This window comes from Paenibacillus sp. FSL H7-0735, assembly GCF_038008505.1.
GTDB classification, from domain to species: domain Bacteria; phylum Bacillota; class Bacilli; order Paenibacillales; family Paenibacillaceae; genus Paenibacillus_AQ; species Paenibacillus_AQ odorifer.
In genome coordinates, this window is sequence record NZ_JBBOZH010000001.1 from 5,754,064 (window position 1) to 5,778,310 (window position 24,247).

Genomic DNA, 24,247 nt, shown 5'->3' on the forward strand with positions numbered 1-24,247 from the left:
GAAATATGAAAGTATTAGTTCAGTGACGTGGTTAACCTTCCACTCGATAATGGCTCTTGATCCGGCGGATGACTTTCAGCTCCTCGAAATGGCGCAGCACTTTGTTCATGCTTGCTTTACTAGCGTTATGAGTGACAATGATGATCTCCGCATCAGGATTATTGGGATTGGCTTGCTGAACTACTGAATCCAAACTCACATCATATTCGGCAAACACTTGAGTAATCTTAGCCAATACCCCTGCTTTATCATCAACATGCAGAAGTAAAAAGTTTTTATAAAAGATAGCTTCATCACTCTTAAGCTTTTTCTGCTTGTAAGGTACTTTTTGCTTCAATCCATTAACACCTAGTTTAAGGTTCTTAATGACAGCCACCAAATCAGCTACCACTGAGGTTGCAGTTGGCATTGCGCCCGCACCCGCACCGTAGAACATGGTTTCTCCCACTGCTTCCCCGTATACGTAAACTGCGTTGAACACGCCATTGACGGAAGCCAAGGGATGACTAGCCCGAATCAAGGTTGGCTGAACACTGATGCTGAATTCTTCATCCTGACGTTCAGCGATGCCTAACAGCTTAATTTCATATCCGAGACGTTTCGCAAAGGCGATATCCGCCTTACTCACCTGAGAAATCCCACTCACACTTACATCATGCAGCTCCACGTTAGTACGGAAACCTAAGGTTCCGAGAATCGCCATTTTGCGGGCAGCGTCCAAGCCTTCCACATCCGAGGTTGGATCAGACTCTGCGTATCCCAGATCCTGCGCTTCTTTTAACACATCATTATAGGATGCGCCTTCTTGGCTCATTTTGGTTAGTATGTAATTAGTCGTTCCATTCACGATACCTATAATTTTCATAATCTTATCCGAGGAAAAGCCCTCGATAAGTGTGCGGATAATCGGAATGCCTCCTGCAACGCTAGCCTCATAAAAGACATCACATTGCTTCTCCTGCGCCTTAGCAAGAATCTCTGATCCGTGCAGCGCCATCAAATCCTTGTTCGCAGTTACGACATGTTTACCGCGTTCCAAAGCTTCAAGAATATATTCTTTGGTTCCCGCGATTCCACCCATAACTTCAACGATGACATCAATTTCAGGGTCACGAATCACATCCCATGGATCTGTCGTTATTTTAGCAGGATCAACCTCGATTTCGCGTGGTTTATTAGAATTATTCACAGCTATACGTTCAATGACAATTGAAGAGCCTACCTGGCTGCTTAAATCCTCTTGATTCCCTTCCACGATACGAACTACACCTGTGCCTACTGTTCCCAGGCCCAGCAACCCCACTTTAACCGGCTTCATCTGTCTCCTCCTAAAAGTTTACGAATATAGTTCCTATCCCTGTCCAACGATTAAAGCACGCTTCACTCCTGGAATCTCTTTCAGACTATCCAGCATCTCTCCGAGTTCCTCATTTAAGTGTGAAATTTCTACGGAGATCACCACATTTGCCCGCCCTTGCAGCGGAATACTCTGGTGTATCGTCAACACATTAGCCCCATGTCCCGCTACAGAGCCTAGTACCTTGGAAAGCATTCCAGATTCGTGCTCCAAATCCATGGAAATCGTAACGATCCGCTCCCGTTCGAGCTGATGGATCAAATGAATTCCATCCTTGTATTTATAAAAAGCGCTTCGGCTTAATCCCACCTGCTCTACACCTTCATTTACGGTCTTCGCATCCCCGGCCTCAAGCAATTGTTTAACCTGCATAGTCTTAAGTACAGCATCAGGTAATATGTCCTCCCGGACCAAATAATAGCGTTCTTTCACGAACGTCCTCACCTCAAAGACTTTTGTGTTTTCTTAGTGGACATTATATCGGAAAAAGCCTGTAAATTGCAATAACTTTATCTGGATACTCTGAGGTCGGGGAGTTAGACGCAATAAAACCCCCGGATTCCCGGGGGCAGTTGGCAATCGTATGTACACTAACTGTATGGAATCGTCGTCCCGCAATAGTCACAGATTTTATCCTGCCCTGGAAGTACTCTACTCTTAGCACCGCAACTCGGACAAACGATGGATTTCGGCAGTTGGACAAGTGGTTTAGGCCTATTCTCCGGCAATGACTGCCGCCCAGATGATGGCTGGTTCTCTGATGCCGCGGAGGGCTGTGCCCGGTCAGGATGCACAAGATTGGGTGGTTGTTTATCTAAGAGCTTAACACGTCCTTCATAATAGACAAGATCAGAAGCAAGTAACCCCCATCTCACTAAATACCGTAGGTCTCTACGTACATCATCTTCACTTTGTTTCGTGATATCAGCTAAATTACCGATATGTCTAACATCATCCACTATGATCAGCATGAGATACTTCTTGCACAGAAAATCAAAGTTTTCTGTTGCGAAGGTAGCCCTCCCTGCAAAGCTGTCCGCCGGAATTATAAAGATCAAGTAGAGGACCACCAGAATGATCAATAAAGTGAACCACTTAAAATCCCCTTTGTAGGTCCCCACGGCGAAGAGGACGGCAAGTTCCATAAAAGCTCCCATACATACATGATAGAGCAATTTATAGTTAAATGATTTCCGCTCATTCTTATAATGAGTGCTTACAAAACGAAGCATCGCAAGTACAAACCCAAGCGGAGCAAACAAATAGGCAATCGCCATGATGATTCGATCAAACACTGTCCGGTCTCGCTTGTTACGATAGCGAAGGTTATTCTCAGGCGCACGCACCAGTGCTTGTGCCCGTTTAGAATAAATAAGCTTCGGCGGCAATTTTACAAATGGGTTATCTACACGTCCTTCATAATAAACAATATCTGGAGAAAGTACTCCCTGATCTTTTAAATATTCCAAAACCTCGCGGACGTTCTCTTCACTGAATCCGCGAATATCGGATAGGCTGCCGATATGCCTTATGCCGTCCACAAGAACCAATGCGATATAGTCATTGCAAAGATAGGTGAATCCCTCTCTCCATCCTACGGCCCTAACGGATAATTTAATGGCGGGAATTCTAAACAATGCGTAGGTAATCACCAGCCTGATCAAGAGTGCGACATAATCGATTTGACCGAGTAGCTTGCTAATAATGAAATAGATCGCCAATTCTACAAAGGCACCCATAAACGCATGATAAAACAGGTTAATATTGCTTGCTTTGCGCTGTCTCTTGGAATGTGTAGATAATAACCGGATGGCAGCCAATATAAAGCCAACCGGAGCAAATACATACGCAAACACAATAGTCGTATAATCAAACGCCGTCCGCTCATATTCATGCTTGTACACGGGTTTTCCCGATGTCGGCGGCTGTCTGCGTATATCCAATCCACTCATTTTGTCTTTAATCCCCTTATTTATGTAATCCTATATGCGATGCAGCTAATCTGTTGGTTGACGGCATTAATTGTACGGGATCTTCGTTCCACAGTAATCACAGCTTTTAGATTGGCTTGGGAGCACAGTATTCTGGGCTCCGCACCCCGGACAACGGATAGACTTAGGCAGTTGCGGCGGAGACTGAGGCTGCACAGGTATCTGCTGCCCCGATGCTTGGGTTCTCCCCGTTCCTTCGAAGCCCGAAGTACTTCCAGGGTAACCTTGATTAGCTGCTGATGACTCTGGCGTCTGGCGCCCTTCGGATAATGCAATATCAATATTAAGCAGCCCTTTATCCTTCAGATACTGGACATCTCTTCGTACATCACTTTCACTTTGGCCTATTCGTTCAGATATACTGCCAATATGCCGGATATTCTTATTTTGAATCAGCTCTATATAAGAAGTGTTAAGCTTAGAAAGGGTATATTTAGCTTTCGCTGTCACACTGGCCAGTATAAAAGCTGGAGTCAAAAACATGATTGCAATTAAAATAAGCGTTGATACTAATTCAGAAGTTCCAAATTCCCCATTGAGCGCACTAGAAAACATGGCAATAGAAAGTTCAACAAACCCACCAATAAATACATGCATCAGCAGGTTGAGGTTAGTCGGTCTGCGGTAATTTTTGTAATGCGTTGTCATCAAACGCAACAAGGCAAGTACAAGTCCAACGGGCATCAGCAGATAAGCCGCCGCGAGAATAACATAATCAAACCCGGTACGTTCGTATTTAAGCCGGGGAACGGCTGCATTTCCTCCCGGGAGCGGTGACGGCTCTTGTAGGTTCAAACTGTTCATGTAGTAAACTCCTCCTATTTAAGTGCCGCTAATTCACGGTTACGCCGCTGAAGTGTAGACTTTATACTCTCTGACATCTCATTTATTTCTACCTGCCAGCCCTCATGTGGCTCTTGGGTCGCCAGCAGTAGCTTCACGTGATCATGTAACAGGGAAATCTGCTGCTGGAGAATATCCTCTGTAGCATATAAAGACGGTTCTGATATCGGATCACTGTACTTAAATTTTTCCTCCAACATATCTAACACGTTCACTAGCTGCTCGGATTCGGAATTCTTCCAGCTACTAGCCAGCTCACTCATTTCAGTTAATTCGTTCTGATACCGCCGAAACTTTTGTAAAGACTTATTAGCTTGCTGTTCCCCTGTCCCAGCATTCCACCCGTAAAGCCCTATCGCGGCCAAAGTGATCGCCCCTAACACAAGAATCAGCAGTTGTTCAGCTGCGTACCACAAGGCGGGTAACTCTAGCAGCCAATCGAAGAGTAAGGCCGATACAAATACGATGACTGCATAGATTCCCGTAATGATTGCACCGCTGATAAGAACAGGCGGAGTCTGCTGAATGCTACTTGCAGTTCGGAGCCATAAAATACAATAGCCATAGATTACACTCTCTGCTAGCAGAACCGCGGATAAAGAAATTGTGAACCGAAACAGTGAGTCGGAGAAACCTAATCCAATAAACGAGAACACTGTCAGTACTATAGCTACCGCATAAATGACGGTAATAATGTATATATATCTCCTGCTTTTGTTCATTAGGTCCTCCTTAGCCTGCTTTTGTTCCGCACTCTGCACAGAATTTTTGTCCAGCTTTCAGCTCATGTCCACAGCCGCTACATTTAATCACCATGCTGTCTCCACAATGAGGACAGAATTTCACCCCTGGCGCTACCATAGTCCCACATTTACCGCAAGCTTTAGGCATTTCTTTTCCACAGGAGACACAAGAAGCCGCTCCCTCAGGATTATCTGCTTTACAGGATGGGCAAGGACGATAAGGATTCCCGCAACCTGGACAGAACTTAGCTCCCGCATTTAGTTCATGCCCGCATTCAAAACATTTAATCTTGTTCGCAGAGGGAGAACCTTGCGGGTTGCCTCCAAGTGCCTGCCCACAACCGCTGCAGAACCGTCCCTCTACTGGATTCATAACACCACACTTAGAGCAGGAACGCTGCTCTTGACGTATAACTGTAGTCCCTGAATCCAAGTTCATCCCTCTAGTCATACGGTTCACCATATCCATAGCGGGTCCAGCAAATCCCATTCCAAGTCCAAGCCCCATCCCGGTGTTCATCATGCCCACTCCAAGATTGCCGGGATTACCTGCCGCTTCTTCCATCGTGTCAAAACCACGCTCCTGCTGATAGGTGAATCCGATGATATCCATTTCTGCTTTTTTAGCCAAAGCTTCCTTCAAACGAATCGTTGCCGGATCATCCTCTGGAATATTGATCGAATCAATATAGAAATTATTCAGCTCAATGCCATTATCCAAGAAAGCCGAGGCTAGTCGGCCCTGAATATGTTTGGAGATCTCTGCAACATAAGCATTAATCTCCAGTATGCTGATTTGCTTGTGCACAAGGTAAGAAGAAATAAGTTCATTTATATTCGACATCAGCAGTCCGCGGAAATAACTGATAAGCGTTTCATGATCAAACTGCGGGAGTGTCCCTACGAGCTTCAGCAAGAATTTTCGCGGATCATCGATTTTTACACCAAACTGCCCAAAAGAGCGAACAGAAATCATAATTTTGTATTTAGGATCCTGAAGCTGTAAAGGCGAGCTTGTTCCCCATTTGACATTCATCGAATTCGTCTTATTCACATACCATACTTCAGCCGTAAATGGTGATTTTCCACCAAAAGGAAGATTAACGATATTGGATAAAATAGGTATATTAGCGGTACTTAGAGTGTGCCGCCCAGCTGTAAAGGAATCAAGCGCTTGTCCGCCCTTGAATAGAATCGCTTCCTGGGATTCATTAACGATTAGTTGTGTCCATGTTCCCAGCTCCTGGTTAGGATATTTCCATGCAAATATACCTGGAGGACCGTCATACTTCACCACTTCTATAATTGCCATCTGCTATTCCTTCTTTCATTATCTTATATATAAATAACGTGTATGCTCCCAAATGGGAATTAGTGTATTTCGATATTTATTGTATACGATATATATCGTGTTTTGGGTTCTTTTATTGAAAAAAATTACTGATCTCCTCACAAAAAAAGCGCCAACTATGCCATCCCTTTACAGGAAAACCATAGTTGGCGCTTCATAGTCAGCTAAATATTAATAGTAGCTGCTGTTCTCAACGAATTCGAATTCGAAATCAGCGATACGGACAATTGTTCCTTCTACAGCACCGCGTTTACGAAGCTCTGCATCTACACCCATATGACGCAAAGTCCGTGCCAGCTTGAGAATCGCATCATGTGTGCTAAGCTGCATGCGCTTCAGCATACGTTCGATACGTGGGCTTGTGACCACAAATGCCTCGTTATCACGTGTAATAGTAAACGAATTATCCTCTTCTGCTTCCAGCTTATACACCTTACGTTCAGTAGTTTCAGCAACTTCCTCAACCACCGGAGCAACCGGAATACTGTCGAGAATATCCGTTGCACGATATAAGAGCTCCTGAACACCCTGACGGGTAAGGGATGAAATTGGCATGATTTCTAAATCCGGCCGCACCTCAGCTACGCGTTCACGGAAAGAAATAAGATTCTCTTCTGATTCAGGCATATCCATCTTATTCGCCGCCACAATCTGCGGACGATCGATTAGACTAGCATTGTACTGCTTCAGCTCATCATTAATTAGAACCCAATCCTCGAAGGGATCACGACCCTCAGAGCCAGACATATCAACTACATGAATGATGATACGCGTACGTTCAACGTGACGCAGGAATTCGTGACCCAGACCTATGCCTTCACTAGCTCCCTCGATTAATCCTGGCAGATCCGCCATCACAAAGCTTCGGCCATCCCCAACATCCACTACCCCTAAATTCGGTGTAATTGTTGTGAAATGGTAAGCTCCGATTTTGGGCTGAGCTGCGGACACAACCGACAGCAACGTAGATTTACCCACACTCGGGAAGCCTACAAGCCCTACATCAGCCATTACCTTAAGTTCCATAACAACATAACGCTCTTGGCCTTCTTCACCGTTCTCCGCAAGCTCTGGTGCAGTATTATTAGCTGTGGCAAAACGGGTGTTACCCCGGCCTCCACGGCCTCCACGTGCAACTACAACCTGTTGTCCATGACGCGTCATATCGGCAATGATCTCTTGCGTATCATCGTCAATCAGAATGGTTCCTGGCGGAATACGAACGATCATATGATCCGCATTCGCTCCATGTTGGCTTTTGTTCCGTCCTTTAATCCCTTTGTCAGCTTTGAAGTGGCGCTGATAACGGAAATCCATCAACGTGCGCAGTCCCTCATCTACACGGAAAATAACGTCGCCTCCACGGCCTCCGTCACCACCGGCAGGACCACCCTCAGGTACATATTTCTCCCGGCGAAACGCAACGAGACCATCCCCGCCGTCACCGCCTTTAACATAAATCTTAGCTTTATCTACGAACATAAATGTTCACCTTCCTCACATTTCAAGCGGTAATCGCAGCTCTACATAAGCCCTGCTAGGCTTAAACTGCTCTGCTTTCATGATTTTTCCTTGTACTATATTATAAATTTGCCCTTTGAGCAGCTCGGGATTGCCATGCTCCCCCTCGCCTTCGAAGGAGATAAGAATGTCTCCTCCATCCTGAAAAAAGCCAAGGCGCAGCTTGCGCGTCTCCCCCTGAGGAGCCAGCCCGTTGTACTGATAAGCCCGTATGGTCTGCATAATCACTGAAGTCAGCTCATCTCCTGCTTCTGGATTTAGCTTGTCCTCTAGCTGCAACCCTTCCTCCACCTGAACTTCCAATTCCAGACTAGACCTGTTAGTTCGGAAGGATTGGATATAGAAAACCAATGAAGGAATGCCCAACTTAGCGATACGACTATCAAGTGCTATGCGTTCCTTTATTCTTTCCACACACTCCACGGATTTATTAGGCTTTCCAAGCTGAATATATCCGTATAGAATCTGCAAATCGTTCATCCAATCATGTCGATGATGATTCAGTGTCCGAATCGCCGCCTGTTGCAGAGTGTTCTCTTGTATACGCAGCTCCCGTTCATAATGACGCTGGCTCCAGATAAAACTGAAAGCAACGATTGCCACTACCCAGACTCCGAGTAATAGACACGTCAGAAGAGAAGTATGCCAATACAAAAGACCTAAAGGAAGCATTACGGATAACATGACTGCCCAGATTGCACTTTTCCAGGATTTCATTCTTTCTCCCCGTCCCTCAGTTCGCAAAATTCATGACTTCGTTTAGATTATTTGTTTTGTTAGTATCATTTACCATTTCCTAGTATAACACACGCGTTCACTGTAGTTCACCAGAGATAATAACGAGATTTTCACATCTATCTAACCCTTCCAACTTTGCAACACAAATAATTATGAATATTCTACAAAAAAGCCTCCGGCACTCATGCCGGAGGCTTCTACTTGCTCATATGGTCCGTAAGCTTACGCTTCCAGTGCCGCTGCTACCGGAGCGACATCAACTGGATACACGCTCACTTTTTTGCGATCGCGGCCCCAACGTTCGAACTTCACTACGCCATCCACCATTGCGAACAAAGTATCATCTTTACCGATGCCTACGTTAGTTCCTGGGTGAATTTTTGTTCCGCGTTGACGAACCAAGATGTTACCGCCGGTTACTGCTTGACCGTCAGCACGTTTCACGCCAAGACGTTTGGAATGGGAATCCCGTCCGTTTTTTGTGGAACCTACACCTTTTTTCGATGCGAACAATTGAAGATTCAATTTCAACATGTTGTCAACCTCCTTCTTTAAATATTTACTTGCTGTATTTGAATATACTTCCCGTATGATTCTGCGATATCATTCAGCATCACGACCATGGATTCGAGCAGCAATTGTACCTTCGCGGAAGTATCGAAATCTTCAACAGAACTTAATGTTCCACTTAAGAATCCGTTCTTCATGGACGTGTCCATGGAGATTCCGGTCAAGGTCTCAATCGAATTGACGGTTCCAACTGTTACAGCGGATACCCCGGCACATACGATATCTTCGCCACGCTTCGCATAACCCGCATGCCCCTTAACCTCAAAGCCAACGATAGTTCCTAGATCCGATAATCGTGTAATCCGCACGCTAATCATTAACGCACCTTCTTACGCTTGAATCTTCTCGATAGTTACTTTCGTGTACGGTTGACGATGACCTTGTTTCTTATGGTAGTTCTTCTTAGGTTTGTATTTGTAAACTACAACCTTAGCGCCTTTACCATGTTTCTCGACTTTAGCTGTTACAGACGCACCGCTTACTAGCGGAGTTCCTGCAGTCAGACCACCATCGTTAGAAACAGCCAATACACGGTCAAAAGTTACACTTGCGCCGTCTTCAGCTTCCAACTTTTCAATGAACAAAACGTCGCCCTCTTGGACTTTGTATTGTTTACCACCAGTTTCGATAATTGCATACATTTTACTTGCACCTCCTCATGTCTCAGACTCGCCTAGTCTAGGTGGCAGAATTCCCGTAGGAACTGCGCTTATGTACCCGATCGGAGCGGTTACAGCATGTGCAGGATCAACTGCATCAAACACATACTTGAAGATAGTATCATACTTATGACTTATCGTCAACTCATTCCAGCCATTCTCCAACTTTTCCGGTTCCCCCGCAGCACTGGCAAATCACAGGCGCAAAGCTGGCTGAATCATGCCTTGCCTTCTTTCTGGTCATCTCGAGCAGCCCGAGTCTTGTCCACCCCAAAATATGTGTTTTGGTGCGATCCTTGCAGATCACTTTCTCTAATCGCTCTGTGACCATCTTGCGGTGAAGCTCTTGTTCCATATCAATAAAATCGACAATAATGATTCCACCAGTATCGCGTAACCGGATCAAACGACCGATCTCCTCAGCTGCGAGCAAATTCGTATTGGTAACCGTTTCTTCAAGCGATGCTCCGCCAATGTATTGAGCGGTGTTGACATCAATTACGGTTAACGCCTCTGTCTCATCCCAGATCATTGTTGCTCCGCCCTCCAGCGTGATTTTGCGGCTGAAGCTCTTGAGCAATTGATCCTGAATACCATAAGCAGCGAAAATAGACTCCGCTCCATTATAAAGACAGACTGGCTTGTACCCTTCAGGAGCCATATCGTCCAGAAAGGCTGTTGCTTCTCTAGCTGCGGCAGATGAATCAATAATCAACTGATCCCGTTGCGGATTAAAGGCATCTCTTATAAAGCGTTGGACAATACTAAGATCACGATGTAGTAAAGCGGGAGCCTCTACCGTCTGTGCTTTACGTGTAATATTCTCCCATTGGGCACGCAGAAAGGAAAGATCGCCCTCCACAGCTTCATGTGGCTCGTCCTGAGAAACTGTCCGCATGATAAGCCCTTCTTCTTTCATTCGCAGACGTTCTCCGATTCCTTTGAGACGGCTGCGCTCTGCTTCCCGGCTTATTTTTTTGGAGACACCGACGTATTCTGCAAAGGGCATGTACACCATCCAGCGCCCGGGCAACGTATAATGAGTCGTTACACGCGCGCCTTTTCCGCCGCTTGGCTCTTTCCGCACTTGAACAACAATATCCTGTCCCGGCTGCAAAAGCGTCTCGATAGAGGGCTTCACATCAGGCTGTTTATCCAAATTAGGGTGCAATACATCATCAACATATAAAAAAGCATTCTTCTTCTGTCCGATATCAACAAAAGCAGCCTGCATACCTGGAAGTACGTTAATCACACGGCCTTTGTAATAACTGCCGACCAACCCTTGCTGCTGATCGCGTTCAGCCGCGTACTCCACCAGCCTTCCGTTTTCCAGAAGAGCCATTCGGGTAATGTGCTGCGTGCAGTGAACGATCATCTGTTTCATGGCTTCACCTCTGGTTTCGTTCATTCCTTCACATTCTCTGCATAAATACACTATATTCCGAAGTAGGTTGATATTAAGCGCTGTTCCGGCACAACAGCAACAACATTTCCTTTACCGTTTAACACATAGATAAAATGATATTGATTACGTTTAAATAGACGCAATATATCATCTAAAGGTTTCGCAGATAATGCAACTATTGGACGAGCTACGCTTCCTGTTCGCAAATGATACTCATAAACAGCCTCCCGATTCATCAAAAAAGCAACAAACCGGTACGGTAAATTACGATGGTCGGTAAAATTCGAATACAGCAAAAAAGCTCCGATCATGACCATATTCAGCCTAAGGCCTCCACCCGCTCCAAGAGGCAGCACCGCATATATAATCACAAGGACACTTGCGGCTACACTCACCCGTCCAGTCCATAACAACGTGTAGTAATAAGGAAGCACTAAACTAATAGTGGCCTGAAGCACTTTACCTCCGTCAAGCGGCAGCACTGGCACTAGATTAAAAAGTCCAATCATGGCATTGGCATGAATAAAATAGGTCAGAAATTCCTGATTGCCATAACCCGCTTGTTGAAGTCCCAAAGCAATTACGATCATAATTCCATTTTGCAGTGGACCGGCAAGGGCAATTCCGATCTCACGACTGGCTGTAAGCCGCCCATGATCTTCAATAACAGCCACCCCGCCAAACGGAAGAAGCTGAACCGACTTAACTGTAACACCAGCCAAAAGAGCCGCAACGACATGTCCCATTTCATGAATGAAGACAATCGTAAATAAGGTGAGCAGCTCTAGAAATTGTCCCGTGATCACGGAGAATAACATAATGATCACGAACAGTGGATGTAGTGACAGTTCGATACCAAAGATCCTAATCAAACGATACCACTTCTGTAGGATCAATATAAGTCTTGTCTTTCATCACTGCGAAAAATAGTGTTGAAGCTGAGGATACGTCCTTCTCCATCATCCAACCGAGCGAATCCCCGCTCTGCACCCAGTCATCAACCTCCAGCTTGGTGCCGCTCAAATGTCCGTATTCTGCAGTGACACCACCTGAATGCTGAACAGCAATTCGAATGCCCCCTTCCAGCTCTTTAGAGATGGAGAGAATACGTCCCATGTCTATACTTTTCACCGTCACATTTAAGGTTGAATCGATTTGAGGCATAATTTCCACCCCTTTTAGCGTAGATGCAAAAGGCTGGACAACGCTCCCAGCTATCGGGGCAGTGAGTTGATGATGAGCGGCCACTTTTTGAGCAGGCTCATCTTTATCCCCAAATATCGGAATGAACGCTGGAGCTCCGTTAAAGTTCTCCTCATACCAAACTCTCACAGCCGTGAAATCCATGTCATTGCTTAACGCATCACTAATAAAAGCTTGCATCTTATACGACCATGGCTGATGTACCGCAAAAATCCCCCACACTGCTCCAAACACAAGAACACTAGCAACAAAGCGCCGAATAAAACCGGCAGTAAAATTTGAGCCTCCACCGCCATCACCCTCCCAGCCTCCACGACTCTTTTTCCACATCACCTCTGGATCGGGCTCTACAGAGGATTGATCCGCATTCTTAAATCCTGTTCCCCATTCCTTAAAGCTCGTACTCTTATCCGGCATAATAAATAAAGGGGGAGCCTCCGCTATTTCTAGTTCTTGAACTTCCGAAACTCCTGAGACTGCTGAGACTTCCGGGAGTTCCTCCAATAAACTACGAATACGCTCCTTGCGGCGATTCTTGATATCTGATTTCTGATCCATATTTATCCCTCCGGACGGGCTTGTTTTACTTCCATTTTATGAAGCACGGAAGTCTCTTTAGAACAAGCCCCTCCAAGACAGACCATTTAAATCCCGGAAATGCCATACATTCATATTTATTCAAAAAAAATAAGCCCCACCATAGATTTCTCTACTCGTGGGACCCGTGTATGCTTCTTATAATAGGATTGCTTAGTAAAAATTAAGCCATACCGAAAAATTTCTTAAGTTTCTTAAATGCTCCCGGTTTGCGGTCAAGCTGCATCAGGGGTACAGCATCACCTAAAATTCGGCGTGCAATATTGCGATAGGCAATAGCTGCTGACGAATCGGGATTCATAACTGTAGGTTCTCCGTTATTTGCGGCTTTAATGACTAGTTCATCATCCGGAACAATTCCGATAAGATCAATGTTCAGCACCTGTAATATATCCTCAATATCAAGCATATCCCCAGACTTCACAAGACCTGGGCGAATACGGTTTACCACCAATTTCGGCGATTCCACACTCGACTGTTCTAATAGTCCGATAATACGATCGGCATCCCGCACAGCGGCATGCTCTGGTGTGGTAACCACAATCGCTTTATCCGCACCGGCAATCGCATTGCGGAAGCCGTGCTCGATTCCTGCCGGACAATCGATCAGAACATACTCATATTCCTTCTTTAGTTCAAGAATGATATCTCTTACTTGTTCAGGAGAGACAGCCGTTTTATCCTTTGTTTGAGCTGCAGGCAGCATATACAATTCATCAAAGCGCTTGTCTTTAACGAGCGCTTGATTAAGGCGGCAACGTCCTTCCGCTACATCCACAAGATCATAAATAATACGATTCTCAAGCCCCATAACTACATCCAGATTACGCAGTCCAATGTCGGTATCGACGAGACATACTTTTTTGCCCTGCAGTGCAAGTGCGGTTCCAATGTTGGCTGTTGTGGTTGTTTTGCCAACTCCGCCTTTGCCCGAGGTTACGACTATCGCTTCTCCCATGGAGGCTACACCCCTTTAAACACATTTAAATCCTGACGTAATTTGACCAAATTATGAATCTTATCGATCTGCATAGCTCCGTTTGTTAAATATGCAAATTCCATACTGCTTTCACGGGTTTCCCATTCATCGGGCGGACGACTAATAATATCGGCAATTCGCAGCTGTGTTGGAGACATTAAAGAAGCAGCTATAATCGCTTCCTCATTCCCGTCTACTCCAGCATGCGCCATCCCTCTTAGCGAACCTAGTATATAAATATCGCCTGAACAGGTTATGGTCCCCCCAGGGTTCACATCCCCCAGATATAGAAGATTTCCGTTATGGTGCAGCACCTGACCGGAACGTAGAATTCCACTCATCAAAAACAATGCGTCATTATCCTCACTGCCGGGCGCTGGAAGCGCCTCTATAGATCGAATCAACAGATTTCCCTGTCCCTTAAGAATCTCCAGCACAGCTTCCTTGTCTTCCTCAGTTACGGTACGATTGCCCAGCTTTATGTCCACATGTACAATCGGTCCAGTTAAAATATTTTGATGGCTGTGCTCCAGCTTATAGCGAAGCTCGCTCAGAAGATCTTCAAAGGGACATTTGTCGTCTAGCAGGAATATCAGGCCATCCTTGATGCCCTTAATCCTTACATGCTTGGATTTTACTGTCATATGCCTGGCCCCCTATCCTCATTCATTCGTGCCGGGCCCCTTAAATTCCTGCTTTGTATAGAAAGAAAATAGAAGCTATTTAAGCCGCTTCTTCTTTATTCGTTTCTTTCTTGATTAGCTCAAGCTGGCGCCGAACCGGTATGTAGAAGAGTAGCCCGATGGCAAAATGGAAAAGCATCGTCGGCAGCATGTGATTCAAAATCGCCCAGCTATAAGGTTCTTGATTAAGATTAAATACACTATAGATACCAAATAGTATACTATCCTCAAGTAGACTTCCAAGCAGAACCACAGTCATCATAAGGGGCAGCGGAGCACGCGGAATCTGAAATAAAAGGCCGATTAAATAAGCCGACAATCCCATCGCAAAAGAGTGTGCTCCAAGAATTCTGCCGTAAAAAACGACATCATGCAGCATTCCAAAACATAATCCCAATATAAGTGCTGTATGCCGATGATGATAAATAGTCACGAACAATAACACTACAAAAACCAGATTCGGAATGATTCGCATCTGCCACACATCTGGAATCAGCCAAGGTAAAATGGTTCCCTCCACAATAAATAAGAGGAACAGTAACAGAACAAGAACTGATCTGCGCATATTCACTATTCAGCACGCTCCTCCGTAAACACAACAATCAACTGCTTCCAGTCCTGAAATTCTGCTGAAGGCTTAATCACTGCTGTGGAGGTTAATCCAAATTCACCAACATCGACGCTTTCAACTGTGCCTATTGTCAATCCCCTTGGATACAACCCCCCAATACCGGAAGACAGAATAGTATCCTTCGCTGCAATAGGATCACCCGGTGGAATCTTAGTCATCAGCAGTCTGTTCGTCTCTGGATTATAACTCTCAATCATCCCAAAGGATTTACCCTCTTTATTTAAGGCAGTTGCCGCAATAGGCGGCTGGGAATTAGGATCATTGGTGTCCATCATTGTCATCAGCTTCACTGTGGAGGTGAAATTGCTCACCTTACTGATAACACCGACTAGACCATCCACTGAAATCACGGACATATTAGGTCTAACCCCATCTTTGGAGCCCAAATCGATAACAATCGTACTATTGCTTGGCTCTGTTGTCTGGCTAATTACCTGTGCAATACGATATTCATATTTATACAAATTTTTCTGTTCTTCAGTGAAATTCCAATTTCTCTCCAACTCGTCATTCCGCGCCTTGACGAAATTATACTGGGCTTTATCACGTGCATACTGGGCAGCCATAATTTTAAGCTGTTCATTTTCTTTAGCAAGATCACTCAGATTTCCAATATCTTCAAACAAGCCCGCTACATATCCAGCGGGCTTGTAGAACATTTTTTGCACGAAACCAGTCGAATCTCTGAGAAAGTTCTCCGGCCAGGACAAGCCTTTCCTTGTTGCCAAGCTGAAGCCCATTACCACAATGAACAGCACCAGTGTAATCAACAGAATAAACAGACGTTTATTGCTTAAGAGTTTAAACAGTTTCAACACCCTCTAACAACAGTATTTCTCCCATAACAGGGGTTGACTTACACAAGTGGTAGAACATCATCTTATCTCTTCGAACGAAGACTGGATCCGCTGCGGCTCTTGAACAAATGAATGTTCTCAAGTGCCTTACCGGTTCCAATAGCTACACAGTCCAGTGGATTCTCAGCAACAATAACCGGCATTCCCGTCTCACGTGCAAGCAGCTTATCCAAGTTGCGAAGCAAGGCTCCCCCACCTGTCAAAACAATTCCACGATCCATAATATCTGCTGCAAGCTCTGGCGGACATTTTTCCAATGTTACTTTAACAGCTTCAATAATAGCATTCACTGTGTCAGACAAAGCTTCACAGATTTCATCAGAAGTAATTGTAAGTGTTTTTGGCAGACCTGTTACGAGATCACGGCCGCGAATTTCCATGGTTTCAGCCTTTTCAAGAGGAAGGGCCGAGCCAACATCCATTTTGAGCTGCTCCGAAGTACGTTCACCGATCATCAGATTGTATTGACGTTTGATGTATTGAATGATGGACTCATCCGCTTCATCACCTGCAACACGCACTGAACGGCTAGTAACAATACCGCCGAGCGAGATTACGGCAACTTCAGTTGTACCTCCACCGATATCTACAACCATACTACCTGTAGGCTCCCATACTGGCAGATCCGCACCGATAGCAGCAGCAAAAGGCTCTTCGATAATGTAAGCTTCTCGAGCGCCAGCTTGTTTGGTAGCATCTTCTACCGCACGTTGCTCTACAGCAGTAATACCAGATGGCACGCAGACCATTACATTAGGGTGACGCTGGAACATAGAACGCTGTTTCTGTGCTTGACGAATAAAATATTTAATCATCGTAGCCGTTGTATCAAAATCAGCGATAACGCCATCTTTCATCGGGCGGATCGCACGGATATTTCCAGGAGTACGACCGATCATTTTTTTGGCGGATTCACCCACGGCTTCAATCGTCTTAGTATCAGTGTTAATGGCTACAACGGAAGGCTCTCTTACAACAACGCCCTTACCGCGTACGTAGACAAGCGTATTCGCTGTCCCCAAGTCAATTCCTAAATCTTTTGTGAAACCACCCAACATGCTAATTTCTCCTTTTCCTAAGTAAATCTACATTTATATTACATATGTCCTTTTTCTTTCAAGCTTACGAAACTGCTATCTCCGATAATTAGATGGTCCAGCACATCTATTCCGATAATCTCACCTGCCTGAAGCAATCTAGCGGTTAGGGAAATATCTTCTGGACTAGGTGTTGGATCACCACTAGGATGATTGTGCGCGCATATAATAGAGGCGCTACTGCATTTTATAGCTGCTCTGAATACCTCACGAGGATGAACGATCGAAGCATTCAGGCTGCCCATGGACAATGTTTCTTGTCCAATCACATGATTCTTCGTGTTCAGAAACAGACAGACAAAATGCTCCTTTTGCAAATAACGCAATTGCTCAGTCAGAATCTCTGCAGCGTCCCCAGGACAGCGGATAATGACCGGCATATTGAACCTGGAATTCGCAAGGCGCCTTCCCAGTTCGATGCCTGCTTTTAGTTGTACGGCCTTGGCAGGACCGATACCGTTGATTTTGGTCAGTTCTTCGATGCTAAGGTCAACTAGCCCACGCAGGCCACCGATCTTCCCCAGCATCTGCTGTGCAATATGAATAGCCGACTCGCGGCGTGTTCCCGTACGCAGCAGAATGGCTAACAACTCCGCTTGACTTAATGATTCCGCCCCATAATGCATCATGCGCTCTCTAGGTCGTTCTTCATGGGGGAGGTCCCGCAGCATAATTGGTTGCGACTCCATCCCTATCCCTCTTTCCCCAGGCTTCCTACCGGCTCAATACAGTTATACCGAACTCGGATAGCATTTCGCCAAGAAGCGACAAAGGCAATCCGACTACATTGAAATAACAGCCTTCAATTCGTTCCACCAAAATGGACCCAAGCCCTTGTATCGCATATGAGCCAGCCTTATCAGCAGGCTCCCCCGTAGCTATATAAGCAGCAATTTCCTCTTCAGTCATTGCCCTCATCGTTACGGAAGTAACACGGTGCTCCACTATAGTCTTCCCATTAGGGAGTCCGAGGCAGGCTACACCCGTGTATACCTTATGAGTTCGGCCCTGAAGTCTAGTAAGCATCGCTTTGCTGTCCAGCTTGTCCACCGGTTTGCCTAGCACAGTATTATCTAATACAACAATTGTGTCGCTTCCTATAATGACTGCGTTACGCTCTCCGGCTGCAGCTACTACGGCTTCTGCTTTTCGCAAAGCTAGACTGCGCACGATTCTCTCCGGCGTCCAATCCGGCGGTGTGCTCTCATCAGCTTCGCTGGTAATGACCTCAAAGGGCAAACCCAGTAAGGATAACAGCTCACGTCGACGCGGTGAACCTGAGGCTAGAATAATGAGTGGTGAGTTGTCCACGTTGTAAACGTCCCTTCTTGCTCAGTAACGAGAGTTACAGTCTGCGGTACAGCCATACAGCTGTAATAATACCGGCGAGACTAAGCATGCACAATTTCAAATGAATAGTGATGTCATAGGTTATGATGTCTAAATCGGCTCGCGGAGACCATTTGAGCACAGTCGATGTTGTTAGAAAAGACAGAGCCTTTACGGGCTGCAGCAGCTTGGCGATCCAGGCTCCAGCCAGCCAGCCTAGAATTAGAAATAACAGCAGTGTTCCTACATTTTTCTTCTTCATCTCAGTCTTCCCTCGCCATTTTTTGACACCCTAATTATTATACGGTGAAACGGTGATCAATACAAACGTAAAATCCCCTACGGTAATGTTTACCACCTTTTGCCCTAAAAGTTGCGGAACGATACCCCTCTCCAAAAAAAACAACAAGCCCCCAATTCCCCGGAGACTTGTTGTTTTTTGAATCCGCAATCCAAGCATTCAATTCATAGCAGACAGCAGCTGTTTTTGGCTGGTCAAGAAGCTCAGCATGGACTCCTGCACTTCCCAAAGCAGGGCTTGCGCCTTGTTCTTGTTATATTCACTCAGTGCTGAAATTCCTTGGCTCATAGATTTCTCTAGCGCTGCGCAAATGCTTTTGGCTTCAGGCGTTATGCCTTGCTCCAGAGCTTTAACAGCTTCACTCCATTGGAGATGAAGATCACTCACAGCTGAGGTATTAGCTGCCGCATCCGTTTGCCCGCCACTGAGTAACGAAGCGGATTGACTGCTTAGTTCACTGAGCAACTGTCCACTCACCGCGAAATAACTATTCACAGCCTCCGCATTTCCGGCAAATCCTAATCGTTCCACTCCGGGAAGATCCACCTCTCTCACATAAAGCTCAATCCCTTGATTCTTCAGACCACTGCTGAGCAGCTTAGCTTGTTCACGGTCAGAGGACATTCCGGCATATACACGATTTCCGTCAGCAGGGTCTAAGCCCGCAGCCAAGCCAGCGTCCAACAGCTCTTGTCTAGCTTGTTCCGCGCCTGCCGGCGTACTGAATACGCCATACTGCAGCAGGTAGTAGCTTTGCGCAGCCACTTGAACAGGAATACTGTTTTTGCCAGCATCATCTGTGCCCGTAACCGGCAATCCCGAGGTTCCTACACCTGCTGGATCATTAGCTCCAGAAGTCTGCCCTGAAGTAGCCAATGTATCTGTTATCCCAGTTCCTGAACTACTGTCCATGTTTCCTCCATAAAAAAAGGAAAGCGCCGCATACCCAAGCAGTAGACCTGTGCCGATCGCCCCCACCACAGACAGGGATAATTTCCACCAATACGATGGGCGACGAGTATGGTATGAGCCTCCATAACTTCCCGTGTAAACCTCTGCTGATTTATCTCTGTCATCCAGTACCAAATCTGAAAGCAGATACGATTGCTGCGTATTTCTGAAATCTCTATCCTGTTCGTCCCATTCTTGCTGGCGTGGATCTACAGTTCCTGAGTAGTAGTCGTAAGCATCCTCCGGTGGTGCCTCACGCGTAGAGCGTAAATTAGGTTCATGCACCCAAGTATGCTGCTGTGCTGGACCGACCTCCTTGCGCAACTCCTCTGCATATTCTTCAGCTGTGCCCAGTCCGCCACTGGACCAGCGCTCCACTACCTGCGGTTTTGGCTTAGGCTCGTCCTTATTCACGTCAAATCGGAATGTCATTCTTCCGTTATTCAACAGTAACACCTCACCTCATCTAATCTATATGGAAATATATGATAGACAATAGAGAGATATGCTATTTTTATAGCCAAATGAATAATGAAAGTTATACGGATTCAGTTTACATTACATGTAACTTTTATATACTATATAAAAAGAGCTAAAAGTGTGCACTATACTAGTTAAGCTAGAAATAGGATTTTAGTTCATTACAGTTTAGGAGGGCTTTTTCTGAAACAAAAAATTCAAGCAGCAATTGTGGGCTACGGTAATTTAGGAAAAGGTGTACGTAAGGCTATTAACCAAAGTGAAGATATCGAGCTGGTTGCGATCTTTACGCGCAGAGAGCCTGGACAACTGGAAGCCGGTGAAACCGGTGTGAAATTCGAGCATATCTCTGCCGTCGAACAATATAAGGGAAAAGTGGATGTTATGATTCTGTGCGGAGGATCGGCTACCGACCTGCCAGAACAGACACCAGCTATTGCCCGGATGTTTAATACCGTGGACAGCTTTGACACTCATGCCAAAATCCCTGAGTTCTTTGCGACCGTTGATGCCGCAGCTAAACAAGGCGGAACACTCAGCGTAATTTCTACGGGCTGGGATCCAGGCCTGTTCTCCATGAACCGTCTGCTAGCTGAAGCTATTCTTCCACAAGGTAAAGAATATACTTTCTGGGGTAAAGGCGTCAGCCAAGGTCACTCCGATGCCATTCGCAGAGTAGAAGGCGTTAAAGGTGGCGTACAATATACGGTTCCAGTACAAGAGGTTATCGAGGCTATCCGTGCGGGTGAAACACCAGAACTTACTACTCGTGAAAAACATCTTAGAGAGTGTTTTGTAGTAGCTGAGGCAGGTGCAGATCAAGAGCGCATTCGCGAAGAAATCGTGAATATGCCGAACTATTTTGCAGATTATGATACTACGGTTACTTTCATCACTGAAGAAGAACTAGCAGCTCAGCATAGCGGTATTCCGCACGGCGGGTTTGTTATTCGCAGTGGTGTAACAGGAGAAGGCACGAAACAAATCGTTGAATTCGGCCTGAAGCTGGAGAGCAATCCTGAATTTACGGCTAGTGTGCTTGTGGCTTATGCCAGAGCTGCTCAGCGTATGAGTCAAGAAGGTCAAAGCGGAGCGCGTACTGTATTCGATATTCCACTTGGAACGTTGTCTCCGAAATCACCAGAAGAACTGCGCCGCAACTTGCTCTAAAATCCTGTCAACAAATAACCCGCGTAGGACTTTTAATGGTCCTCGCGGGTTATTTGTTGTCCAGAGCAGCAAGCATCTTGTCAGACAACCTTCTATACAAGACTAAGAATCTTACTCTTAACATGATTCATTTCATAATTCTTTAATAAAGTCTCATGCGCACGATCCGCAATAATAGCGCCAAGCTCAGGATTTTTCAGTAAATTCAATACACTTCCAACAACCTCAACCGAGGTATTAGCCAGCAAAATATTTCGGTTATGCTCACAATTCAGCTTCTCACACATGATAGAGCTAGTAACCACCGGCGTTTTAAGCGCCCAGGATTCCAGTATATTTCTAGAAACTTCGCAGCCTTCAAGGATAGGCACCAGAACAGCTTTAGACCGTCGTATGTATTCAGTAGAGGAATTTACTGGTCCAGTGACTATGACCGATTCATCTTCCTTAATCAAAGTCATGACCTCCGGGTGAACCTCTGAGCTGATAATATAACTTTTGATATCTGGCACTTGCTCCTTAATCATGGGATAGGTTTTTTTAAAGAATACTCGGGCTGCATCTATTCCCAGTCTCATATTCATATTCCAGTGCAGCACAATTGAATTTTCTTTAGTCACAGGCTCTGCAAAAGTCTCATACTCATTCATCTTGATGAAATGGGGGACAACATGAACCTTACGGGCATCGGCAAATGATAGAGATTTGAACGCTAGTGCATCCCATTCCGAGGTTGCTAAAAGCAGACCCGTTTTATTCATTAATCGCCGTTTATTCCTACGATCCCATGCAGCATTGAGTTTATTATAAGGATTCTTCCTGCTTAACTTCCCTGTCTCTCCGGAAGATCCTCCGCTTCCGTTTGCAAAACTATAGGTATCTGTGATCACACTGGCTTCTGGAAGCAAGTTCCTCACCATATCAATACATTTTCCCAATAGGACATGCGATATAAATACATGCTTATAATTATTGGAACGGCAAAGCTCCAGAATAGTGTTCTTCATATCTTTATCTATATGACTTAAATTTGTGAAATTCCGCAGTTTATGTAAGGGGCGCAACATTGGCCTCCAGGTCGTATAATCTTCGTTAATGTTATGAACCGTAAGTGCCGTCCGCTCATTAATAGACACGGTTTGGTTGGCACTTCCGTACGTCAGCAAATCTATATCAAATTTCCCAAGCAAAATCTCGAGAATACTCCCTGTTCTCATTTCTCCTTCTAGATCCTCTGCGCTTTGATTCTGGGCTGATAGGAACAGCATTCTTTCTCGCATGACTCTGGCTCCTTGTATTTTGTAATAAAAACCCCCATCTACCAACTGAAACTTTAGATGCAGTTCAATAGTAACTCATTTCACTTAAAAGTTTTGTCGATTTATAGGGGAAGTCTAAATTTTTTTAAGTTTTTTTCTGGTTCCTCAGAATTCTATTACAATTTCCCCTTATAAACCGCCGCTTTTTCTAAAAAACAGACTAACCCCCCTTTTTTCACGACATACATAATCATGAATTGCTCTATTAATAGAAGTTGTAATCGTTAGGTATTATGTACTAATCCTCTTTGCATACAAAAAAAGCGTCTCCCTCGTATAATGTCGAAAGGAAGACACTTTAGTTGTCGTAGCTTCTAACTACACAGTTCCGGCCCTTTTTCTTAGCCTGATACAATGCAATGTCACTAAGTTTGTAAAGAGTGCTCAATGAGTATCGTTCACCTGAATCCACCGTGATGACTCCAATACTTATTGTGTAAGGCAGAGGTACACCATGAATGATCGCCCCTGTAACCGCTGTGCGCATCCGCTCTGCAATCATATCACTGTTTTGTTCATCGGCTCTATGCAGCAGCACAGTGAACTCCTCACCGCCGAATCTTCCGAACAGATCGCCATTGCCAAGCTGCTGTTTTATTTTATGAGCCAGATCCTTCAGAACGTGGTCGCCGGTATTGTGGCCGTAGGTATCGTTTATACGTTTAAAGTGATCAACATCCAGCAGTAAAAAAGAATATGGCAGCTTCTTCATCGCTGAGGCAGCTATTAAAGGTCGGACACGCTGAACAAAGGATCTGCGATTCAAAATACCTGTCAGCACATCATAAGTGGCCACCCGCTCCAATTCTGTAAAGGAATCCTCTCTATATAGCAGCATGATTCCCGCAGTTCCTAAAAACATAAGCAAATAAATCCCCAGATAAAAAAATATCTGCAGCCAGTGAGAGGTCAGTGCATTCAGTCCTAACATCGAATATAACGGTTCAAGTCCCTTGCCAACCAGCGTTAAAATTACAACACCGTACAACAATCCCATGGTTTGCTGGAGAGAGGTCTCTCTAATCTTCACAGCTAATATGTAAGCAGGTAAAGCTATGATCATAATCCCAAATAGACAAGTTGCAGCCATAACGAACCGCTCATCTGGCATAATTAAATGCAGTAGGACTACAACGACAATGGACACTCCGAACAGGATCGTATAATATCGTTCAACCCAACTCCCAAAAACCCTGAGAAGCATCAGAAGCGCTAAGCTTTCCAGCGTACCTCCTGCTAAAGCAAGCAGCATACTGATTGGAATGGGAAGTCGCGAGTCTGTGAAATCGTTCAGCAAAAGGAGAATTAAAGCTGCCAGCTGCAAATATTTTGCCGTGACAAACAAGGTAGAAGTCCGTTCCTGCGCGTAACGCAAACGATAGACAACAATAAGCAATACCGTGAATGATTGCCACATAAAGAGGCAGACCAGCAGTGTCTTGAGATCCAGATGCATGTTAGTGAATTTC

At 45.2% G+C, this 24,247-nt stretch carries 27 protein-coding genes and 1 other annotated feature; of the genes, 1 reads left to right on the forward strand and 26 read right to left on the reverse strand.

All coding sequences use genetic code 11. From position 1 onward, the window contains the following. Positions 1 to 31: 31 nt before the first annotated feature. The 24 genes from NSS82_RS26110 to NSS82_RS26225 all read right to left on the reverse strand — a co-directional run bounded on the left by NSS82_RS26110 (position 32) and on the right by NSS82_RS26225 (position 20,241). Positions 32 to 1,318: a homoserine dehydrogenase gene (locus NSS82_RS26110; RefSeq protein WP_036685184.1), complete on the reverse strand. Its 1,287-nt coding sequence runs from the start codon at positions 1,316 to 1,318 to the stop codon at positions 32 to 34. Between the two features lie 33 nt (positions 1,319 to 1,351). Continuing rightward, positions 1,352 to 1,789 (reverse strand): ACT domain-containing protein, encoded by a 438-nt coding sequence (locus tag NSS82_RS26115; protein WP_036685183.1) that lies wholly within the window; start codon positions 1,787 to 1,789, stop codon positions 1,352 to 1,354. Between the two features lie 158 nt (positions 1,790 to 1,947). Next, positions 1,948 to 3,309: a hypothetical protein gene (locus NSS82_RS26120; protein ID WP_076272780.1), complete on the reverse strand. Its 1,362-nt coding sequence runs from the start codon at positions 3,307 to 3,309 to the stop codon at positions 1,948 to 1,950. A gap of 66 nt (positions 3,310 to 3,375) precedes the next feature. After that, positions 3,376 to 4,152, reverse strand: a complete 777-nt coding sequence (locus tag NSS82_RS26125; protein WP_076100998.1) for a hypothetical protein — start codon at positions 4,150 to 4,152, stop codon at positions 3,376 to 3,378. A 14-nt stretch (positions 4,153 to 4,166) separates the two neighbouring features. Continuing rightward, complete coding sequence (locus NSS82_RS26130) at positions 4,167 to 4,913, reverse strand: hypothetical protein (protein ID WP_076272781.1); 747 nt, start codon at positions 4,911 to 4,913, stop codon at positions 4,167 to 4,169. A 10-nt stretch (positions 4,914 to 4,923) separates the two neighbouring features. Then, on the reverse strand, positions 4,924 to 6,246 hold the full coding sequence (locus tag NSS82_RS26135; RefSeq protein WP_076100995.1) for an SPFH domain-containing protein: 1,323 nt from the start codon (positions 6,244 to 6,246) through the stop codon (positions 4,924 to 4,926). Between the two features lie 210 nt (positions 6,247 to 6,456). After that, the gene (gene obgE, locus NSS82_RS26140; RefSeq protein ID WP_036685174.1) at positions 6,457 to 7,767 is read right to left on the reverse strand and encodes a GTPase ObgE; all 1,311 of its coding nucleotides are present in this window, start codon (positions 7,765 to 7,767) and stop codon (positions 6,457 to 6,459) included. A 15-nt stretch (positions 7,768 to 7,782) separates the two neighbouring features. After that, a complete protein-coding gene (locus NSS82_RS26145) occupies positions 7,783 to 8,523 on the reverse strand; it encodes a Spo0B domain-containing protein (protein WP_076105522.1) in 741 nt (246 codons plus the stop codon). 243 nt (positions 8,524 to 8,766) lie between these two features. Beyond that, on the reverse strand, positions 8,767 to 9,078 hold the full coding sequence (gene rpmA, locus NSS82_RS26150; protein ID WP_036685171.1) for a 50S ribosomal protein L27: 312 nt from the start codon (positions 9,076 to 9,078) through the stop codon (positions 8,767 to 8,769). 17 nt (positions 9,079 to 9,095) lie between these two features. Next, positions 9,096 to 9,431, reverse strand: coding sequence for a ribosomal-processing cysteine protease Prp (locus tag NSS82_RS26155; RefSeq protein WP_036685168.1), 336 nt, complete (start codon positions 9,429 to 9,431; stop codon positions 9,096 to 9,098). A gap of 12 nt (positions 9,432 to 9,443) precedes the next feature. Further along, positions 9,444 to 9,755 (reverse strand): 50S ribosomal protein L21, encoded by a 312-nt coding sequence (gene rplU, locus NSS82_RS26160; RefSeq protein ID WP_036685166.1) that lies wholly within the window; start codon positions 9,753 to 9,755, stop codon positions 9,444 to 9,446. Between the two features lie 14 nt (positions 9,756 to 9,769). Then, positions 9,770 to 9,856, reverse strand: a sequence feature (ribosomal protein L21 leader region). Further along, complete coding sequence (locus NSS82_RS26165) at positions 9,771 to 9,938, reverse strand: hypothetical protein (RefSeq protein WP_155288184.1); 168 nt, start codon at positions 9,936 to 9,938, stop codon at positions 9,771 to 9,773. It overlaps the preceding feature by 86 nt. Then, positions 9,919 to 11,160 carry an Rne/Rng family ribonuclease gene (locus NSS82_RS26170; RefSeq protein ID WP_038573035.1) on the reverse strand — a complete coding sequence of 414 codons (1,242 nt, stop codon included), beginning with the start codon at positions 11,158 to 11,160 and terminating at the stop codon, positions 9,919 to 9,921. The genes NSS82_RS26165 and NSS82_RS26170 overlap by 20 nt, the downstream gene beginning before the upstream one ends. A gap of 50 nt (positions 11,161 to 11,210) precedes the next feature. Continuing rightward, positions 11,211 to 12,053, reverse strand: a complete 843-nt coding sequence (locus NSS82_RS26175; protein WP_038573036.1) for a M50 family metallopeptidase — start codon at positions 12,051 to 12,053, stop codon at positions 11,211 to 11,213. Further along, positions 12,046 to 12,942: a M23 family metallopeptidase gene (locus NSS82_RS26180; protein WP_076272782.1), complete on the reverse strand. Its 897-nt coding sequence runs from the start codon at positions 12,940 to 12,942 to the stop codon at positions 12,046 to 12,048. Before NSS82_RS26180 ends, NSS82_RS26175 begins: the two co-directional genes overlap by 8 nt. Positions 12,943 to 13,144: 202 nt before the next feature. Beyond that, positions 13,145 to 13,939: a septum site-determining protein MinD gene (minD, locus tag NSS82_RS26185; RefSeq protein ID WP_036685156.1), complete on the reverse strand. Its 795-nt coding sequence runs from the start codon at positions 13,937 to 13,939 to the stop codon at positions 13,145 to 13,147. Between the two features lie 5 nt (positions 13,940 to 13,944). Continuing rightward, positions 13,945 to 14,604 carry a septum site-determining protein MinC gene (gene minC / locus NSS82_RS26190; RefSeq protein ID WP_036685154.1) on the reverse strand — a complete coding sequence of 220 codons (660 nt, stop codon included), beginning with the start codon at positions 14,602 to 14,604 and terminating at the stop codon, positions 13,945 to 13,947. A 79-nt stretch (positions 14,605 to 14,683) separates the two neighbouring features. Then, entirely contained in the window at positions 14,684 to 15,214 is a 531-nt protein-coding gene (gene mreD / locus NSS82_RS26195) for a rod shape-determining protein MreD (protein ID WP_080742577.1), read from the reverse strand. Then, a complete protein-coding gene (mreC, locus tag NSS82_RS26200; protein WP_036685152.1) occupies positions 15,214 to 16,092 on the reverse strand; it encodes a rod shape-determining protein MreC in 879 nt (292 codons plus the stop codon). The genes mreD and mreC overlap by 1 nt, the downstream gene beginning before the upstream one ends. Positions 16,093 to 16,154: 62 nt before the next feature. Continuing rightward, positions 16,155 to 17,189, reverse strand: coding sequence for a rod shape-determining protein (locus NSS82_RS26205; protein ID WP_036685150.1), 1,035 nt, complete (start codon positions 17,187 to 17,189; stop codon positions 16,155 to 16,157). 38 nt (positions 17,190 to 17,227) lie between these two features. After that, positions 17,228 to 17,917: a RadC family protein gene (gene radC / locus NSS82_RS26210; RefSeq protein WP_036685147.1), complete on the reverse strand. Its 690-nt coding sequence runs from the start codon at positions 17,915 to 17,917 to the stop codon at positions 17,228 to 17,230. A 25-nt stretch (positions 17,918 to 17,942) separates the two neighbouring features. Further along, on the reverse strand, positions 17,943 to 18,539 hold the full coding sequence (locus NSS82_RS26215; protein WP_036685146.1) for a Maf family protein: 597 nt from the start codon (positions 18,537 to 18,539) through the stop codon (positions 17,943 to 17,945). Between the two features lie 34 nt (positions 18,540 to 18,573). Further along, positions 18,574 to 18,819: a DUF4321 domain-containing protein gene (locus NSS82_RS26220; protein WP_036685144.1), complete on the reverse strand. Its 246-nt coding sequence runs from the start codon at positions 18,817 to 18,819 to the stop codon at positions 18,574 to 18,576. Between the two features lie 198 nt (positions 18,820 to 19,017). Next, the gene (locus NSS82_RS26225; RefSeq protein ID WP_143766178.1) at positions 19,018 to 20,241 is read right to left on the reverse strand and encodes an SPOR domain-containing protein; all 1,224 of its coding nucleotides are present in this window, start codon (positions 20,239 to 20,241) and stop codon (positions 19,018 to 19,020) included. 231 nt (positions 20,242 to 20,472) lie between these two features. On the opposite strand from NSS82_RS26225, the gene NSS82_RS26230 reads away from it, so the two are divergent. Then, the gene (locus tag NSS82_RS26230; protein WP_036685143.1) at positions 20,473 to 21,459 is read left to right on the forward strand and encodes a diaminopimelate dehydrogenase; all 987 of its coding nucleotides are present in this window, start codon (positions 20,473 to 20,475) and stop codon (positions 21,457 to 21,459) included. 92 nt (positions 21,460 to 21,551) lie between these two features. Here NSS82_RS26230 and NSS82_RS26235 read toward each other — a convergent pair whose 3' ends face one another. Together NSS82_RS26235 and NSS82_RS26240 are read right to left on the reverse strand one after the other, a co-directional pair. Further along, positions 21,552 to 22,739 (reverse strand): glycosyltransferase, encoded by a 1,188-nt coding sequence (locus NSS82_RS26235; RefSeq protein WP_076215570.1) that lies wholly within the window; start codon positions 22,737 to 22,739, stop codon positions 21,552 to 21,554. 337 nt (positions 22,740 to 23,076) lie between these two features. Next, positions 23,077 to 24,234: a GGDEF domain-containing protein gene (locus NSS82_RS26240; RefSeq protein ID WP_076272783.1), complete on the reverse strand. Its 1,158-nt coding sequence runs from the start codon at positions 24,232 to 24,234 to the stop codon at positions 23,077 to 23,079. Between the last annotated feature and the right edge of the window lie 13 nt (positions 24,235 to 24,247).

Bases quoted from the DNA above. Each gene is read 5' to 3' on its own strand.
- NSS82_RS26240 (WP_076272783.1), bottom strand. From the start codon at position 24,234: ATGCATCTGGATCTCAAGACACTGCTGGTCTGCCTCTTTATGTGGCAA.
- NSS82_RS26220 (WP_036685144.1), bottom strand. From the start codon at position 18,819: ATGAAGAAGAAAAATGTAGGAACACTGCTGTTATTTCTAATTCTAGGC.
- NSS82_RS26135 (WP_076100995.1), bottom strand. From the start codon at position 6,246: ATGGCAATTATAGAAGTGGTGAAGTATGACGGTCCTCCAGGTATATTT.
- NSS82_RS26125 (WP_076100998.1), bottom strand. From the start codon at position 4,152: ATGAACAGTTTGAACCTACAAGAGCCGTCACCGCTCCCGGGAGGAAAT.
- NSS82_RS26130 (WP_076272781.1), bottom strand. From the start codon at position 4,913: ATGAACAAAAGCAGGAGATATATATACATTATTACCGTCATTTATGCG.
- NSS82_RS26235 (WP_076215570.1), bottom strand. From the start codon at position 22,739: ATGCGAGAAAGAATGCTGTTCCTATCAGCCCAGAATCAAAGCGCAGAG.
- minC (WP_036685154.1), bottom strand. From the start codon at position 14,604: ATGACAGTAAAATCCAAGCATGTAAGGATTAAGGGCATCAAGGATGGC.
- NSS82_RS26170 (WP_038573035.1), bottom strand. From the start codon at position 11,160: ATGAAACAGATGATCGTTCACTGCACGCAGCACATTACCCGAATGGCT.
- minD (WP_036685156.1), bottom strand. From the start codon at position 13,939: ATGGGAGAAGCGATAGTCGTAACCTCGGGCAAAGGCGGAGTTGGCAAA.
- NSS82_RS26110 (WP_036685184.1), bottom strand. From the start codon at position 1,318: ATGAAGCCGGTTAAAGTGGGGTTGCTGGGCCTGGGAACAGTAGGCACA.
- obgE (WP_036685174.1), bottom strand. From the start codon at position 7,767: ATGTTCGTAGATAAAGCTAAGATTTATGTTAAAGGCGGTGACGGCGGG.
- rpmA (WP_036685171.1), bottom strand. From the start codon at position 9,078: ATGTTGAAATTGAATCTTCAATTGTTCGCATCGAAAAAAGGTGTAGGT.
- NSS82_RS26155 (WP_036685168.1), bottom strand. From the start codon at position 9,431: ATGATTAGCGTGCGGATTACACGATTATCGGATCTAGGAACTATCGTT.
- radC (WP_036685147.1), bottom strand. From the start codon at position 17,917: ATGGAGTCGCAACCAATTATGCTGCGGGACCTCCCCCATGAAGAACGA.
- NSS82_RS26145 (WP_076105522.1), bottom strand. From the start codon at position 8,523: ATGAAATCCTGGAAAAGTGCAATCTGGGCAGTCATGTTATCCGTAATG.
- NSS82_RS26205 (WP_036685150.1), bottom strand. From the start codon at position 17,189: ATGTTGGGTGGTTTCACAAAAGATTTAGGAATTGACTTGGGGACAGCG.
- rplU (WP_036685166.1), bottom strand. From the start codon at position 9,755: ATGTATGCAATTATCGAAACTGGTGGTAAACAATACAAAGTCCAAGAG.
- NSS82_RS26225 (WP_143766178.1), bottom strand. From the start codon at position 20,241: ATGACATTCCGATTTGACGTGAATAAGGACGAGCCTAAGCCAAAACCG.
- NSS82_RS26180 (WP_076272782.1), bottom strand. From the start codon at position 12,942: ATGGATCAGAAATCAGATATCAAGAATCGCCGCAAGGAGCGTATTCGT.
- NSS82_RS26120 (WP_076272780.1), bottom strand. From the start codon at position 3,309: ATGAGTGGATTGGATATACGCAGACAGCCGCCGACATCGGGAAAACCC.